The organism is Paraburkholderia phymatum STM815, from assembly GCF_000020045.1.
Classification (GTDB): Bacteria; Pseudomonadota; Gammaproteobacteria; order Burkholderiales; family Burkholderiaceae; genus Paraburkholderia; species Paraburkholderia phymatum.
Window position 1 is genome coordinate 2,460,173 of sequence record NC_010623.1, and the last position, 16,566, is coordinate 2,476,738.

At 64.7% G+C, this 16,566-nt stretch carries 16 protein-coding genes; 12 read left to right on the plus strand and 4 right to left on the minus strand.

Translation table 11 applies throughout. From position 1 onward, the window contains the following. The first annotated feature begins 8 nt into the window (after nt 1–8). The 11 genes from BPHY_RS26635 (at nt 9) to BPHY_RS26690 (ending at nt 9,388) form a co-directional block, all read left to right on the plus strand. On the plus strand, nt 9–296 hold the full coding sequence (locus tag BPHY_RS26635) for a hypothetical protein (RefSeq protein WP_012404564.1): 288 nt from the start codon (nt 9–11) through the stop codon (nt 294–296). A gap of 96 nt (nt 297–392) precedes the next feature. Then, nucleotides 393–1,595 (plus strand): AAA family ATPase, encoded by a 1,203-nt coding sequence (locus tag BPHY_RS26640; protein WP_012404565.1) that lies wholly within the window; start codon nt 393–395, stop codon nt 1,593–1,595. Nucleotides 1,596–1,635: 40 nt separating this feature from the next. Beyond that, nucleotides 1,636–3,024: a CpaF family protein gene (locus BPHY_RS26645; protein WP_012404566.1), complete on the plus strand. Its 1,389-nt coding sequence runs from the start codon at nt 1,636–1,638 to the stop codon at nt 3,022–3,024. A gap of 18 nt (nt 3,025–3,042) precedes the next feature. Continuing rightward, nucleotides 3,043–4,023, plus strand: a complete 981-nt coding sequence (locus tag BPHY_RS26650) for a type II secretion system F family protein (protein ID WP_012404567.1) — start codon at nt 3,043–3,045, stop codon at nt 4,021–4,023. A gap of 83 nt (nt 4,024–4,106) precedes the next feature. Next, on the plus strand, nt 4,107–5,078 hold the full coding sequence (locus BPHY_RS26655; RefSeq protein ID WP_012404568.1) for a type II secretion system F family protein: 972 nt from the start codon (nt 4,107–4,109) through the stop codon (nt 5,076–5,078). 344 nt (nt 5,079–5,422) lie between these two features. Beyond that, on the plus strand, nt 5,423–6,679 hold the full coding sequence (locus BPHY_RS26665) for a patatin-like phospholipase family protein (protein ID WP_012404569.1): 1,257 nt from the start codon (nt 5,423–5,425) through the stop codon (nt 6,677–6,679). Between the two features lie 171 nt (nt 6,680–6,850). Then, entirely contained in the window at nt 6,851–7,324 is a 474-nt protein-coding gene (locus BPHY_RS26670) for a nuclear transport factor 2 family protein (RefSeq protein ID WP_012404570.1), read from the plus strand. Between the two features lie 100 nt (nt 7,325–7,424). Then, entirely contained in the window at nt 7,425–8,282 is an 858-nt protein-coding gene (locus BPHY_RS26675; RefSeq protein ID WP_041765439.1) for a 2OG-Fe(II) oxygenase, read from the plus strand. 158 nt (nt 8,283–8,440) lie between these two features. Further along, nucleotides 8,441–8,650 (plus strand): hypothetical protein, encoded by a 210-nt coding sequence (locus tag BPHY_RS26680; protein ID WP_012404572.1) that lies wholly within the window; start codon nt 8,441–8,443, stop codon nt 8,648–8,650. A gap of 92 nt (nt 8,651–8,742) precedes the next feature. Further along, nucleotides 8,743–8,940 (plus strand): CsbD family protein, encoded by a 198-nt coding sequence (locus tag BPHY_RS26685; RefSeq protein WP_012404573.1) that lies wholly within the window; start codon nt 8,743–8,745, stop codon nt 8,938–8,940. A 205-nt stretch (nt 8,941–9,145) separates the two neighbouring features. After that, nucleotides 9,146–9,388 carry a heme oxygenase-like domain-containing protein gene (locus BPHY_RS26690; protein WP_012404574.1) on the plus strand — a complete coding sequence of 81 codons (243 nt, stop codon included), beginning with the start codon at nt 9,146–9,148 and terminating at the stop codon, nt 9,386–9,388. A gap of 234 nt (nt 9,389–9,622) precedes the next feature. Here BPHY_RS26690 and BPHY_RS26695 read toward each other — a convergent pair whose 3' ends face one another. Further along, on the minus strand, nt 9,623–10,054 hold the full coding sequence (locus tag BPHY_RS26695; RefSeq protein ID WP_012404575.1) for a response regulator: 432 nt from the start codon (nt 10,052–10,054) through the stop codon (nt 9,623–9,625). 505 nt (nt 10,055–10,559) lie between these two features. Between BPHY_RS26695 and glgX the strand changes: the two genes are divergently transcribed. Next, entirely contained in the window at nt 10,560–12,731 is a 2,172-nt protein-coding gene (gene glgX / locus BPHY_RS26700; protein ID WP_012404577.1) for a glycogen debranching protein GlgX, read from the plus strand. 177 nt (nt 12,732–12,908) lie between these two features. Here glgX and glgA read toward each other — a convergent pair whose 3' ends face one another. The 3 genes from glgA to BPHY_RS26715 all read right to left on the minus strand — a co-directional run bounded on the left by glgA (nt 12,909) and on the right by BPHY_RS26715 (nt 16,235). Continuing rightward, the gene (gene glgA, locus BPHY_RS26705; RefSeq protein WP_012404578.1) at nt 12,909–14,543 is read right to left on the minus strand and encodes a glycogen synthase GlgA; all 1,635 of its coding nucleotides are present in this window, start codon (nt 14,541–14,543) and stop codon (nt 12,909–12,911) included. A 425-nt stretch (nt 14,544–14,968) separates the two neighbouring features. Then, nucleotides 14,969–15,556 carry a BPSL1445 family SYLF domain-containing lipoprotein gene (locus BPHY_RS26710; protein ID WP_012404579.1) on the minus strand — a complete coding sequence of 196 codons (588 nt, stop codon included), beginning with the start codon at nt 15,554–15,556 and terminating at the stop codon, nt 14,969–14,971. A 235-nt stretch (nt 15,557–15,791) separates the two neighbouring features. After that, nucleotides 15,792–16,235 (minus strand): response regulator, encoded by a 444-nt coding sequence (locus BPHY_RS26715; protein WP_012404580.1) that lies wholly within the window; start codon nt 16,233–16,235, stop codon nt 15,792–15,794. Nucleotides 16,236–16,566: the final 331 nt, after the last annotated feature.

A 16,566-nucleotide genomic window follows, 5' to 3' on the forward strand; every position in this document is an offset into this window, starting at 1 on the left:
AGACCGACATGAAAACCATCCAGACATTGATCCGCGCGTCGCTGTGCGCGGCAGCGAGCGTGACGCTCGGCGGCTGCCTGACCTCGACGCCGCACTGGGACGCGACGTTCGGCAGTTCCGTCCAGCAGATCAAGGAAATGCAGACGCTCAACCCGAACGCAGGCATGAACACGGACCCGGTGGCGGGCGTCGACGGCGTGACGGCCTCGGCGATCCAGAAGAACTACGCGAAGTCGTTCACGGCGCCGCCGCCGCCCGTCAACGTGTTCGCGGTCGGCCTGCCCGGCTCGAACTGATGGCAACGGTGAACTGACGAAGACGCGCGCGCCGCCGCACGACACGCGCGCGCGATCGACCCAACCCACGACACGCCCCGCACGCGGAGATTGAACATGATCGACATCCTCCTCATCTCATCGGGTCCGGACCGCTCGCAGAAGATCGAGCAGTTGCTGGAAGGATGCGGCATCGCGCATCGCGTGCGGGCGCAGCACGGCTCGGTGCCGCAGTTGCGCGCGCATGCGGCGGACATCAAGTCGGCGGATCTGCTGATCGTCGACGACGTCGATCTCGAACCGCACGACATGGTGTCGATCGAAGAAGCGCTCTCGCATATGCCGCAGCTGAACTGCATGCTGGTGACGCCCGCGCCGTCGACGGCGCTGCTGATGGCGGCGATGCGCGCCGGCGTGCGCCACGTGCTGCCCTGGCCGCTCGACGCACACGCCTTCGCGGCCGAACTGTCGCATGTGTGGAGCAAGAAGACGGCGGGCACGCGGCGCGAAGGGCGCGTCGTGTCGCTGACGTCGTGCAAGGGCGGCACGGGCACCACCTTCATCGCGATGAACGTCGCGCACGCGCTCGCGACGCAGCGTGGCAAGCGCGTGCTGCTCGTCGACGTGAACCAGCAGTTCGCCGACGCGAGCCTGCTGGTGGCCGACCAGACGCCCGCCGCGACGCTCGCCGATCTGTGCGCGCAGATCGACCGGCTCGACAACGCGTTCTTCGACGCCTGCGTGATGCACATGAACGACAACTTCGACGTGCTCGCGGGCGCGGGCGATCCGATCCGGGCGGGCGAACTGCGCCCCGCGCAGCTCGAACGCGTGCTGGCGCTCGCGCGCTCGCAGTATGACGCCGTGATCGTCGATCTGGGCCTCGGTATCAATCCGCTCGCCATCCACGTGCTCGACCAGAGCGACCGCATCTGCATGCTGGTGCGCCAGAGCGTGCTCTATCTGCGCGCGGGCCGCCGCATGCTCGACATCTTCAACGAGCTTGGCTACGCGAGCAGCAAGATCAGCGTGCTCGTGAACCAGTACGACAAGCACGCCCCTGTCGATCTGCAGGCGTTCGAGCAGAGCTTCGGGACGAGCATCGCGCATCGCTTTTCGCGCGACGACAAACAGGCGGGTGCGGCGCTCGATCAGGGGCTACCCATCATGAGCGTCGCGAAAGGCAGCGCGCTCGCGCAGGACATCGTGGCCTTCGCGCATATGCTGTCGCCCGCGCCGCAGAAAGAGAAGAAGGGCGGCCTCGCGCGCCTGTTCGCGTCGAAGCCGCGCGACGTGCCGCAGCTGAAGACGGGCCATTGACGGGCCGCGCGCCAACTCACAGCAACGGGGGAACCTCATCATGTCATTGCGCGATCAACTGAGATTGCAGAGTGTGTCGATCAACGGCGCGGCGGCGGGAGCCGCTGCCGACATGACGGCAGCAGGCGGCTTCGCCGAGAGCATGGCCGCGCGGCGCGCGTATCAGCAGCTGAAGATGAACGTGCACGAGAAGATCATCGACCGCGTCGAACTCGACAAACTGCAGCGCCTCACGCCCGAGCAGATCAGGCGCGAACTCGCGCAACTGGTCGAGCGCATTGTCGACGAAGACAAGATTCCAATGAACGAGATCGAACGCCGGCGTCTCGCGCAGGACGTGCACGACGAGATGTTCGGCCTCGGTCCGCTCGAACCGCTGCTCGCCGACCCTACGGTATCGGACATTCTCGTCAACACGTCGCAGCACGTGTACGTGGAGCGGCGCGGCAAGCTCGAGCGCACCGACATCACCTTCTTCGACGACGCGCATCTGATGAAGATCATCGAGCGCATCGTGTCGCGGGTGGGGCGGCGCATCGACGAATCGACGCCGATGGTCGACGCCCGGTTGCCCGACGGCTCGCGCGTGAACGCGATCATTCCGCCGTCCGCGATCGACGGGCCGCTCGTGTCGATCCGCCGCTTCGCCGTGAATCCGTTGAAAGTGGAGGACATGGTGAAGAACCAGTCCTTCACCCCCGCGATGGCGCAACTGCTCGAAGCGCTGATCAAGGCGAAGCTGAACGTGCTGATCTCGGGCGGCACGGGCAGCGGCAAGACGACCCTGCTCAACCTGCTGTCGGGCTTCATTCCCAACGACGAGCGCATTGTCACCATCGAAGACGCCGCCGAACTGCAACTGCGCCAGGAACATGTGCTGCGGCTCGAAACGCGGCCGCCGAACATCGAAGGCAAGGGCGAAATCTCGCAGCGCTCGCTGGTGAAGAACGCGCTGCGGATGCGCCCAGACCGCATCGTGCTCGGCGAAGTGCGCGGCGCGGAAGCGCTCGACATGCTGCACGCAATGAACACGGGCCACGAAGGATCGATGGCGACGCTGCACGCGAACACCCCGCGCGACGCCCTGACGCGCCTCGAAAACATGGTGGGGATGGCGGGCCTGACGATGCCGATCAAGGCGATGCGTCAGCAGATCGCGTCGGCGATTACGGTGGTCGTGCAGGCGTCGCGCCTCACGGATGGCCGCCGCAAGCTGATGAGCATCCAGGAAATCACGGGGATGGAAGGCGAGATCATCAACATGCAGGAGATCTTCACCTTCAGGCGCACGGGTGTGGCGGAAGACGGCACGGTCAAAGGCTACTTCTGCGCGACGGGCGTTCGGCCCAAGTTCGCCGACCGGCTTGCCGCGTTCGGTCTCGCGTTGCCGGATCAGATGTTCGACCCGTCGCGGCGCTACGAAGTCTGAACGTTCACGGAGACGGACATGGATACGACACTGCTGGCGTTCGCCGTTCTCGGTTTCGTCGCGATCGTGCTGCTGATCGAGGGCCTGTACGTGTTCTGGAACAGCCGGCACGGCCCTGTCGTCAAGCGGATGGATGCGCGCATCCGTGCGATGTCGGCGGGCGGTCACGTGAGCGGCGAGCAAATGTCGATTCTGAAGCAGCGTCTGCTGAGTGAATCGCCGACCTTCACGCGCGTGCTGATGCGTGTGCCGCGCGTGCATCTGCTCGATCTGTATCTGCAGCAGTCGGGGCTGCCGTGGTCGGTGGGCCGCTTCGTTGGCTATTCGGCGGCGAGTGCGTTCGGCGGGCTGCTGTTCGGCATGGGCGGGATGCGCCTGCCCGTCGTGCTCGCGCTGCCCGTGGCGGGCGGCGCCGCGCTGCTGCCGCTCGTGTATCTGCGCAGCAGGCGCGCGAAGCGCGTCGTGCAGCTCGAGCGCCTGTTGCCCGACGCCGCCGATCTGATCGCCCGCGCACTGCGCGCCGGCCACTCGTTTCCCGCTGCGCTCGGCATGGTCGCCGACGAGCTGCCGCAGCCGCTGGGCGGCGAATTCCGCATCGCATTCGACGAGATCAATTGCGGTGTGTCGATGAACGACGCGCTGATGAACCTCGTGAGCCGCGTGCCCGTCGACGACGTACGCTACTTCGTGATCGCCGTGCTGATCCAGCGCGAAGCGGGCGGCAACCTCGCGGAGATTCTCGGCAACATCGCCACCATCATTCGCGAGCGGCTCAAGCTGCTCGCCAAGGTGCGCGTGCTGTCGGCGGAAGGCCGGCTGTCGGCGTGGATTCTTGGGCTGCTGCCGTTCATCGTGATCGCCGCGCTGTCGGTGCTGAATCCCGGCTACTGCAAGGTGTTCTGGGAAGACGAGACGGGCCAGAAGATCGCGGGTGTCGCGCTGTCGATGATGGCCCTCGGTGTGCTGTGGCTGCGCAAGACCGTACGGATCCGCGTGTAGTTGCGTGTAACCCGCGCGAGTCACGTCGACGAAACACCGCAAGCAAACCAAACACCGCAAGCAACACAAACACGGGGGAGATCATGCAAACCGAACAGATTCTCTTGCTGACCGCGATGTTCGCGATCGTGTTCGGCGCGGCATGGAAGGCGATGTCGCTGCTGCGTCCCGATCCGCTGAAGCGCCGTATCGACGGCATCGCGGCTGCATCTTCGGGCGTCGCCGGCATGGAGGGCGAGCCGGGTGTCGCGGAGGACGAAAGCCCCGCATGGATGGAAACGGTCGCCAAAGTGTCGCATCACGTCGCGCGGCTGTCACTGCCGAAAGACGACTGGGACAAGTCGGCATTGCGGCGCCGCTTTGCGAATGCGGGTTTGCGCAGCGACAGCGCGCCCGCGCTCTACTTCGCCGCAAAGACGCTGCTCGCGCTTGTGCTGCCCGCGCTCGCGCTGGTCAGCATCACGCTGCTGGCGGGCGCGGACGGGGACAAGTTGCTGCTGGTGGCGGCGCTCGCGATGGCCGCGCTCGGCTTTTATCTGCCGAACGTGGTGCTGAGCCGTCTGGTCGAGGCCCGCCAGCGCACGATCTTCGAAGACCTGCCCGACGCGCTCGATCTGATGACCGTGTGCGTCGAAGCGGGCCTCGGACTGGATGCGGCCATGCAGCGCGTCGCCGAAGAGATCGGCGTGAAGAGCCGCGCGCTCAAGGACGAACTCGAACTTGTGCTGCTCGAGTTGCGGGCGGGTTCGGCGCGCGACAAGGCGCTGCGCAATCTCGCACTGCGCACGGGCGTCGAAGACATCGACACGCTCACGTCGATGCTGATCCAGGCGGATCGTTTCGGCACGAGCGTCGGCGATTCGCTGCGGGTGTTCATCGACGCGCTGCGCACCAGGCGCCGTCTGCGCGCCGAGGAACAGGCGGCGAAGATCGCGCTGAAGCTGCTTTTTCCGCTGATGTTCTGCATCTTCCCGACGCTGATCGTCGTGCTGATCGGGCCTGCCGCGATGCGAGTCGCGCACCAGCTGCTGCCGACCATGAGCGGTATGCACTGAACGGCCTCTGGAGCGACACGATGCGATCCGCAGGCGCTCATTGGCGCGCGGAAGGCATCGATGTGTTCGCGCCCTGCCAGAGTCCGCCCGTGCTGACGAAAACAGATGCGCGCAAATTGTATCCGCCGTGGTGCCCAGCGCGAAGCGAGGACCAGCCGGCGCAGGTGACGGCCGCTTCCGTTGAATCCGTTGCCGTGTGGCGGCCCGCGGGCGCGCCTTGAAGTGCGCGCGAAATCAAGGTGCGCTATCGTGTGACTGCTTGCGGCCGGCGTTGCCCTCGAGGTTTCGCCTGGGTCTGGCGCAAGTTTTGAGTCGACCGCTTCGGTTCTCAACGGAGACGCACGATGGTCAAGAAAACGGCGGTGCATGCGGCCGCGCAGTCTGCGCCGGCATCGCGCGGATCTACCCGGCCTCGCGCGGCAGACGACTCGCGCCGGGGCGCCGCGCATCCCGGCATCGATGCCCAGGTAGTGCTCGTGCTGCAAGGCGGCGGCGCGCTGGGTGCGTATCAGGCGGGCGTGTTCGAAGCGCTGCACGATGCCGGGATCGAACCGGACTGGGTGATCGGCACGTCGATCGGCGCGATCAACGGTGCGATCATCGCGGGCAACCGGCCCGCTGACCGGATGAACCGCCTGCGCGCATTCTGGGAGCGCGTCACCTGGACGGGCCAGCACGCGCCGAACTGGCTCGCGGCCTGTGTGCCCGTGCCCGCCTGGCTGGATAGCGCATGGGCCGCATGGATTCCCGGCTACGAGGCGTGGCTGCGCAACCTGTCGATCATGTCGCAAGGCTTGCCCGCGTTCTTCACGCCGCGCGCCGATGCATGGCTCGCGCTGCATACGCCCGTCGGCATCGAGCAGGCCGCGTTCTATCACACAGAGCCGTTGCGCAAGACGCTCGCTGCGCTGATCGACTTCGACTATCTGAACGGCAAGGAGACGCGCCTGACCGTCGGCACGGTCGGCGTGGGCAGCGGGCAGATGCGTTATTTCACCAATCGCGACGAGCCGCTCGATGTCGGGCACGTGATGGCGTCGGCCGCGTTTCCGCCAGGCTTTCCGTCCGTGCGCATCGACGGCGAAGCGTACTGGGACGGCGGCATCTATTCGAATACGCCGCTCGAAGCCGTGCTCGATGACCGGCCGCGGCATAGCTCCGTGATCTTCACCGTGCAGTTGTGGCCCGCACATGGCGCCGAGCCTGCATCCATCCGCGAAGCGATGAGCCGTCAGCGCGACATCCAGTATTCGAGCCGCGCGGAAAGCCATCTGGAGCGGCAGCGGCAGATTCACCGGCTGCGGCACGTGATCCGCGAGCTGGGCAAGCATCTGCCCGATGATCAGCGCGACACGGCCGCCGTCAAGGAACTGCTGAGCTGGGGCTGCGGCACGACGATGCAGGTGATCGAACTCGATGCGCCGAGCTTCGGGCACGACGATCTGCACAAGGACATCGACTTTTCGGCGGATGGCATCCGCCGTCGCTGGGACGCGGGTTATGCGGACGCTCAGCGGATGATCGAGCGGGCGCCGTGGCGCGCCGAGCCGGACCCGATGGAAGGCATCGCCATTCATCGCTCGGATCCCGAGGCCGCGTAAGACGGCGACATCACGGGGCGATTGCGCGAGCGTGTGCGCGTGTTGTACCTTGCCTGAATCGCGCTGACGTTCTGGCATGCGCGGCAAAATCGGACGCGATCGCGGCCGCCGCATTGGACGTGCTTGCGGCGGCCCTTGCAGGCAGGCAACAGCGGGGCACACAAGGCCGACATGACTCATCCGAATGCGGCACTGATCGAACGATTCTACGAGGCGTTCCAGCGGCGCGACGTCGACACGATGGCCGCGTGCTACGCGCCCGACGTGACGTTCAGCGATCCCGTGTTCACGCAGCTGCATGGAGACGAAGTGAGCGACATGTGGCGCATGCTGGTGTCGCGCGCGCAGGAGTTCACGCTCGCCTTCAGTCATGTCGCCGCCGACGACGGGCACGGCAGCGCGCACTGGGTGGCGAGTTATGTGTTCAGCCAGACGGGCAGGGCCGTCGTCAATCAGATCGACGCGCGCTTCGTGTTCCGCGACGGTCTGATCGTCGAACACCGCGACCGTTTCGATCTGTGGCGCTGGGCGGGTCAGGCGTTGGGCGCGAAGGGCGCGCTGCTCGGCTGGACGCCGTTCGTGCAGGGCGCCATTCGCGAACAGGCGAAACGCGGGCTCGCCGCATGGCGCGCGCGAGCGGCATGAACGCTGCTCGCGCATTGCAAGCGCGCTGCAGAAGCGCGGCATGAAGCGCGGCATGAAGCAGGACGTCACCCGGGCACGTGAACCGGGCAGCGAGGGTGTGATGCGCGAAATGGACGCGGCATGGCAGCAATGGCTCACGACGAACGTGGGCCGCGGATGTACGCCGGAATCGATGGTCGACGCAATGGTGCAGGCAGGCTTCGACAAGGACGCGGCACGCGAGATCGTGCGCCGCGCGGCGTCGAACACGGGCGCGGAGGCTGCCGTCATCGAAACGCCACCAGACGAGGCGGGGGCTTACGACTACGATGCCTGTCCCGTCGCGGCGGGCAACATCGTGCGCGCGCACGACCGCGACGTGGCGGTGCGCGTGCGCTTCGAGCGTCCGCAAGTAATCGTGTTCGACGACGTGCTGTCGCGCGACGAATGCGACGAGTTGATCGAACGCGCGCGCCATCGGCTGAAGCGCTCGACCACCGTCAATCCGGAGAGCGGCCGCGAAGACGTGATCCAGTTGCGCACCAGCGAAGGCTTCTGGTTCCAGCGCTGCGAAGACGCGTTCATCGAACGTCTGGACCGCCGCATTTCGGCCTTGATGAACTGGCCGCTCGAACACGGTGAAGGGTTGCAGATTCTGCATTACACGAAGGGTGGCGAATACCGTCCGCACTTCGATTATTTTCCGCCCAGTCAGAGCGGCAGCGTGCTGCATACGTCGCGCGGCGGTCAGCGCGTCGCGACGCTGATCGTCTACCTGAGCGATGTGGCGGGCGGCGGGGAAACGGTCTTCCCGAATGCGGGGCTCGCGGTGATGGCACGGCAAGGCGGCGCGATCTACTTCCGCTATCTGAACGGTCACCGGCAGCTCGATCCGCTGACGCTGCATGGCGGCGCGCCCGTCACGAACGGCGAGAAATGGATCATGACCAAATGGATGCGCGAACGTCCTTACGTCTAGTGTGACTACTCCGGACAGTCGTGTCGACCCTCAGGCGATGCGGGCGGATATCAGGTATGGCGAGTGCTGGATACGGCCAGCGCATGCGCGGCCGTTTCGAACACGCCTGCGCCGACGTATCGATCTCCCGACGGGAACGAGACACAACGGAGACCACCATGGACAACTATCAGCTGGAAAGCGAGCTCCAGCATCTTGAGCGGGTGCTGGGCCATCTCTCCGCGGAACATCGCTTGCCGCTTTCATACTGGCGCAACCGGCTCAACGCGGTGGTGGCGGCGCAACTGGTGCCGTCGCAACGGACGCGGGCGCGCAAGCTCGATGAACAACTGCGCACGCTCGAGGCCCGCGCGGCGGCAGTCGGTTGAAGGTGCGCGAGGCGGGTGCGCCAGGCACGGCGGATGCTCGATTCTGGTCGACTGACGCAACCGTGCGTCGGCGTAACCAGACGGAGTCAGCCATGAACAAGGATCAAGTGAAGGGCACCGCCGAAAAAATGAAGGGCAAGGTCAATGAGACCGTCGGCAAGGCCACAGGCAATCGTAGCCAGGAACTGAAGGGCGACCTGCAGCAAGGCGCTGGCGAAATGCAAAAGTCCTATGGCGATGGCAAGGAGGCTGCGAAGGACATCGCGCGCGAAAATCGCAAGCATCACTGATCAGGCGGCGCATAGAGTAGAGCCGCCCGGCGGTTCGATTGCAGGGAGCGAACAAGCAGACGAGCCCAGCTCGCAGGGCCGCGTTTCGACGCGGCCCGTTTCGTTCTGCGAGCGGCGTTTGCATTTCGTCACCGCGTCGTGTGCCTCCCGTTTCGCGCGAAACCATTAGAAATGAGCGGACCCTCGCTCAGCACTGGAAACCTGGGTGTCTCCTTCGCTTTCCACGTTTGATCTCGACATACTCGCCGCGCTGCGCATCGCGACGGGCAGCCGTCACGCGCTCATCGACTCGGCGATGCCGCTTGCGGCGCACGCGCCCGCGCTGCATGATTATCGATTGCATCCGCAACTGATTGCGGCGTGGCTCGCACCGCTCGAGCGATGGCTTGCGCGCGTTTCGACGACGGCCCGCGGCAGGCGTTGCCGCCCATCGCGTGTACACCCTTGATTCAGCGGGATCTCGCCGATCCTTCATTGCGCAACTTGAGGCGATGCGCCGCAGCGTGCGTACGCCGCGCGAAACCGCGCGCGCATGCGATGGCGCGAGGGACGCGTTTGATCGCCTTCTGGTTTTGATTGCAGCGATGCAGACGATTCAAGGCAGCGCCGACGCCGGCACGCCGAACGCGCTCGGCGCGTCGAGCAGCTAGCGCGACATTCGCGAGCCTGGATCGGTGTGGGTTCAGTTAAGCGGCGCGTCGCCCGCACTGTGCAGCGTGCCGGCTGCGCCATGCGGCCGGCGCAGCAGCAGATCGACCTGACCTAGCAGGGTCTCGCGTGCGACGGGCTTGTGCAGTGTGGCTTCGCAATCGAGATCGCCAGGAATCTCAGGCGACGCGCTCCACAGGATTACGGGCATGCCGTCGAGGCCGGGGTCGCTCTTGAGAATGCGGCATACTTCGGCGCCGTCCATGCCGGGCATCATCAGATCTGTGATCACAAGGGCAGGGTGTACGCGCTGCGCGAGTTCGACACCCTGGCGAGGCTCGAAGGCAGTGAGCACGTGAAAGCCCTCCAGTTCGAGCAGGAGAGCCCACGCGATGAGAAGGTCCGGCTCGTCGTCGATGAGCAGGATGGTGGGAAGGTGGCTGTCCGATAAGGCGTTCGAGTCCATGTGTGCAGGCAAACTTCTGCTCGCGCAGCCGGCTAACGGGTGCAGGCGATCGTGATGGTGAATTGGTTACGCGGCATGCATGAGCCGTGCCAATTGACGCGAAGTCGCGCACCAGGTGTGCAACGCATGAATTCGCGCCTTTCCGCTGGCTTTCCGGCACCCGCAAGCGGATGTGCTGCCGCCAGACGTGGCGGGGTTTCTGGCGAGGTGGCGCACATCGTGCGTCCGGGAGCAGAGCGCGTGAACGGCCCTGCCGGAAAGCCGACGCGCTCGGCGTTGAGCGGGCGCGCCGTTGTAAGTTTAGGCGCATCGCGCTGTCGATTTTTCCGTTCCCGTCTTTCCGGTCGCCTCGTATGCGCGTGACATGACGAGTGCGCGCGAAGCGGCTGATCGTCGGATGTTGGGCACAACGATTGCTCCTCGTACACGCCATTGCGCCGCCTATCGGGCCTGCCTGTTGTCAGTGCAGACCTGTTCAAGCTCATCCGCCCGAGGAACCACAATCATGCCAACCGATTCCCGCATCACCGAGGGCTTGCCGTTTCCGCTCGGCGCGACCTGGGACGGCAAAGGCGTCAACTTTGCGCTCTTCTCTGCGCATGCAACGAAAGTCGAACTTTGTCTGTTCGACGAGAAAGGCGAGAAGGAACTCGAGCGCATCGAGTTGCCCGAGTACACCGACGAAGTGTGGCACGTGCATGTGGCGGGTCTGAAGCCGGGTACCGTGTACGGCTATCGCGTGCATGGTCCCTATGAACCCGAGGCGGGTCATCGCTTCAATCCGAACAAGCTGCTACTCGATCCGTACGCGAAGGCGCATGTCGGGTCGTTGCGCTGGGATCCGTCGTTGTTCGGCTATATGCTCGAAAACGAAGACGACCTCACGTTCGACGAACGGGACAGCGCGGCTTTCATGCCGAAGTGTCAGGTGGTCGACCAAACCTTCAACTGGACGCATCCGACGCGCATCCGCGTGCCGTGGGACCGCACGATCGTCTACGAGACGCATGTGCGCGGTTACACGAAGCTGCATCCCGGCGTGCCCGAAGCCATGCGCGGCACCTTCGACGGCCTCGCGCAAAAGCCGGTGATCGACCATATCCGGCGCATCGGCGCGACGACGATCGAACTGCTGCCCGTGCACTCGTTCGTCAACGATCAATATCTGCTAGACAAAGGGCTGACGAACTACTGGGGGTACAACACGATCGGTTTTTTCGCGGCCGATCCGCGCTACTTCGCACGCGGCCCCGGTGCGGTCGCCGAATTCAAGGAGATGATCGACCGGCTGCACGATGCCGGTCTCGAACTGATCCTCGACGTCGTGTACAACCATACGGCGGAGGGCAATGAGCGCGGACCGACGCTGTCGTTTCGCGGCATCGACAACGCGTCGTACTACCGGCTGATGCCCGACGAACCACGCTATTACATCAACGACACGGGCACGGGCAATACGCTGAACCTGTCGCATCCGCGCGTGCTGCAGATGGTCACGGACAGCCTGCGCTACTGGGTGACGGAGATGAACGTCGACGGCTTCCGCTTCGATCTGGCCACCATCCTTGGACGCGAGCCCTATGGTTTCGATGAGGGCGGCGGCTTTCTCGACAGTTGCCGCCAGGACCCCATCATCTCCAGTGTGAAGCTGATCGCCGAGCCGTGGGATTGCGGACCGGGCGGCTATCAGGTGGGCGGTTTCCCGCCAGGCTGGGCTGAATGGAACGATCGCTTTCGCGATACCGTGCGCTCGTTCTGGAAAGGCGACGAAGCCTGTGCGGCCGACCTCGCGACGCGTATGACGGCTTCGGGCGACTTTTTCAACCGGCGCGGCAGACGGCCGTGGGCGAGCGTGAACTTCATCACCGCGCATGACGGGTTCACGTTGAACGATCTCGTGACGTACAACGAGCGTCACAACGAGGCGAACGGCGAGGACAACAACGACGGCCATAGCGACAATCGCTCGTGGAATTGCGGCGTCGAAGGGCCGACCGACGATCCCGACGTGATTGCGTTACGCGAACGGCAGAAGCGCAATCTGCTCGCGACGCTGCTGTTTTCGCAAGGCACGCCCATGATGCTCGCGGGCGACGAATTCGGCCGCACGCAGAAGGGCAACAACAACGCGTATTGCCAGGACAACGAGATCAGCTGGGTCGACTGGGAGGGGCTCGACGACCACGGCCGCGCGCTCGCCGAGTTCGTGCGCAAGCTGACCACATTGCGTCATGCGCTGCCCGTGCTGCGGCGCAATCGCTTTCTCACGGGTGAGATGCGCGAGGACATGGGCGTCAAGGACGTGAAGTGGCTGAGTCCGGCAGGCGTCGAGTTGACGGACGAGCAATGGGCCGATACCGCGATGCGCTGCTTCGGCCTCGTGATAGACGGACGCGCGCAGGCGAGCGGCATCCGGCGTCCGGCTTCCGATGCGACGCTGCTGCTCGTCGTCAATGCGTATCACGATGTCGTCGATTTCACGCTGCCCGAAATTCCGGGCAGCGATCAATGGAGTTGCATGATCGACACGAACGCACCGGACCGTGACGAGTTGCCCGAATTCGAATCGGGCGAGGCGTATCAGGTGACGGGGCGCTCGTTGCTGCTCTTCGCGTTGCACGCGAAGGGCGAGACGAAGCGGATTTTTCAGCGGCTGGAAGAGCGGCTAACGGAATGACGTGAGTGAGGCTTTCGGCGGCGAGTGGGCGGACCTGAGAGGAAGCAGGTAGAAAGCAAAGCGGACCGCTTCTGATGAAGAGGTCCGTTCCCGTTTGCTGCTTATTGGGGATTCGTTCGCGGGTTTCGTTCGCGGGTTTCGTTCGACTTTGCAGCGAGTGCGCGGGTCGTGCGTTCGTCACGCGCTGCGCGCCACGCTCTCCTGCGCGGCTAGCGCATTGCCCCATGCCGCCTGAGCATTCGCTGCATTGCCCACGGCAGTTCTCCTATTCACGCGGCGCTGCGCCGAACTGGCCGCAATGCGTTCGACATCGACGCGCGGCTGCGCCGGACGTGCATCCGTCAAGGTGCGATAGAGTTCCAGATACGACTGCACCGGCTTGCGCCAGCTGAAGTCGCCTTGCATCGCATTGCGCTGCAGCGCGTGCCACGAGGAAGGCCGCATGAACGCATCCAGCGCGCGTTGCAACGCGGCCGCGATGTCGTCGGCCGTTTCGCCATCGAACAGAAAACCCGTTGCGCCGTCTTCCGGCAGGCCGAGTTCGGGCGAGCGCTCCGGTGTGTAATCGACGATCGTATCGCGCAGTCCGCCGACGCGCGACGCGACGGGAATCGTGCCGTAACGCAGCGCATAGAGCTGCGTGAGACCACATGGCTCGAAACGGCTCGCGTGCAGCAGCAGATCGGCGCCCGCATGCAGCATGTGCGCGCGCTGCTCGTCATAGCCGATGTGCACGCCGACACGCTGCGGCCACGCAGCGGCGAGATCGCGCATCGCGGCTTCCAGCCAGGCCTCGCCCTTGCCGAGAATGGCGACCTGGAGCCGCGGGTGGCGAGCGAGCATCGCGGGCAGCGCTTCGGCCACCACATCCGCGAGCTTTTGCGAGGTCAAGCGGCTGCCGATCGCGACGAGCGGCGCGAAGGGGTCGACGTTGACGCCGAAAGTCTGCTGCAGCTCGCGCTTGCAGGCCTGCTTGCCGCGCACGTCGTCGGCGCAATAGGGGCGTGCGATCAGCGGATCGGCGGCGGGATTCCACATGTCGACGTCGATGCCGTTGGTGATGCCCGACAGTTTGTGCGAGCACGCCTGCAGCACGCCTTCCATCAGATGCCCGAAATGCGGCGTGAGAATTTCACGCGCGTAGTTCTCGCTGACGGTCACGACCCGATGCGCGTGCACGATGCCCGCTTTCATCATGCTGAGCGCGCCATAAAACTCGATGCTGTGCGGGTCCGTCAGCGCAGGTGCGAGCAACTCGGGCGGCACGCCCATCCAGCTGCCGAGCGCGAGCGGATAGTTGCCCTGAAACGCGAGGTTGTGCACGGTGAACACACTTTTCGCCGCGACACCCGAGAGCTTCATCAGCAGCGGCGTGAGACCCGTGTGCCAGTCGTGCGCGTGGACGATGTCGGGCTTGCGCACGCCGCGCACGCCGCGTGCGATACGCGCGGCCGCGGCGGACAACGACGCGAAGCGGATCGCGTTGTCGGGATAATCGCGACCCTGTTCGTCCTGATACAGATTGTCGCGCTTGAACAGATGGTCCATTTGCAGCAAAAGGACAGGCACGCCCGTCTCGGGCATGTGCGCGCGCAACAGCCGCGCGTCGCCACCCGGCAGCCCGCCGATGCGGCAAATGGGCGTGATGCCGACGGCGCGTTCCAGCGCCGTCGGGTAGGCAGGCAACAGAATGGTCGAATCGACGCCAGCATCGCGCAACGCGGCGGCGTACGCACTCACCATATCGCCCAAACCGCCGGACTTCGCCAGCGGCATCGCCTCGGAGGCGACGAGAAGGACGTTCAGCGTCAAGGTTATAACTCCCGGTGAAAAGAGTAGATCAGTAGAGACGCTTGAGAAGCCGCCGCAAAATGGCTGGCGCAATCCGTGAGGCGGATCGGGTCGGCAAGAGGCGAGGGACGGACGGCTTCGACGAGCAGCAAGCGCTGTGCCAGGACGCCGCATGCGCAGGATGCCGGCTACGGCGCGGCTCCCGGTTTCTTCCTATCTTTGGGCGAAGCCTGGCTACCGTGCATGAAGCACTATAGGAGATGAAATGCGTCAACTTGGTGAATGCGCAAAGCGACACATGATGACTTTCGCACGGATGTAAAACCCGCCGGAAAAACGGCGGGTTTTACACAGCGCGCCATACGGCCCATCGGTCGCGGTGCGAATAGCGAGCTTGATCGGCAGGACGCGCGTGGTGCGCGCCCAGGTACGAACACGCTAGACGCTCAGATATCCAGCCGCGAAATCTTCGCGCCTTCGAGCGACACGCCCGCCATCAGACCCGCGTTGGTCAACACGAATGCCTGCACCGGCTTCGTTGCAGTCGTGGTGTCGATGTTGCCGTTCGCGCCCACCTTCACGAGTGCGACGGTCGCATCGCCGCCGACCGACCAGCCGTTGCTGTTACGGAACTGATCCAGCGCGTCCTGCGTCATGAACAGGAAGACCACGCCCTTTGACTGAGCGCCGATCTGCAAGCCGAACGACCCTGCCGCGGTGCTGTAGTAACCCACCGTTTGCCCGCCGACGCGCAGCGCGCCCTGGCCGTATTGCCCGCCGATCCAGAACCCCGCTTGCATGACCGACGGGAACACCAGCACGCCACGTGCTTTCGACGCGAGTTCGCGCGAGCCGTGGGCCGTCGTGTAGAGCCGCGAGAGCGTTTCGTCGACACTCGAATCGATGGCGCGGCGCTTGTCCGCGTTGCTCGCGTTCGTCGAGGAATGCGTGCCCGTCATCGTGCAGCCCGAAAGCGCAAGGCCGCCTGCGGCGAGCGCGGCACTGGTGCTCAATATGAATTTTCTTCTATGCATCGTCGTTCTCCTGTCTGTCAACGCAAGGTCCTTCGACGCGCTCCTCCCTCGGCGCTGCGCCGTCGCCGTTCGCGGAGCGAAACCCTTGAGCGGCAAGGACTGACGATGTGGTAGCAGTTCGCGTGCCTCGCCCCGCTGCGCCCCTCGCACACGACGCGACGAATGGCGCGATCAGTCTTTCCCGGCATGAACCGGCTCGCGGTGCGCGGCGGGGCGTGTATGAATTACAAGCGTGCTACGCGTCGTCGGAGGTGGCCCGCTTCAGCAGTTCCAGCAGACGTTGCGGCGTGAGCGGCTTCGCGCAATGCGCGTCGAAGCCCGCTTCGCGCGCCCGTTCGCGGTCGTGGTGCGAGGCGTAGCCCGTGCACGCGATCAGCAACATATGCGAGGTGGACGGGTTCGCGCGCAGGCGGCGCGCGAGCTCCAGTCCGTCGACACCCGGCATTGCGATGTCGAGCACAACGGCGAAAGGCTGCCATTCGGACGCGAGTTCGCAGACGTCTTCGGCGCCATGCATCGCGCGGCACTCGAAGCCGTTCGCGAAGAGCAGCAGTTGCAGCGCGTCGGCGGCATCGGCGTAATCGTCGACCACCAGCACGCGCCGGTTGTCTGTCATGTGCGTACCGACGGGCCGCCATTGCAACTCGTCGTCACTGTCGTGCGGGCTTCTGGTTGCCATTGAGAGAGGCTCCTTATTGGACTGGTCCCGTGCAGTCCTCGTTGTATTGCGTGCTTTACCAAGGCTGCCCTTTCAGCAAGGGATGGGCCCGAAACCTTCCAGAGCCGGCGCACGCTCCATACCGTCCTTAACTGCAGCAATCCGCGTGAATCGACAAGCGGTGCCTTCCAGGGTTAACCATCGCGAAGAAGGCAATTGCCGCGCGCTAAAGAACTGGAATAAACAGAATGGGAATAAGCGGGCGCTGTTGATGGGGTGACCTTATGTTTTATTGATGCGATATAAATCGCTATTCGGATTTGTATTCTGAGCGGCACCCCAATATCGGACC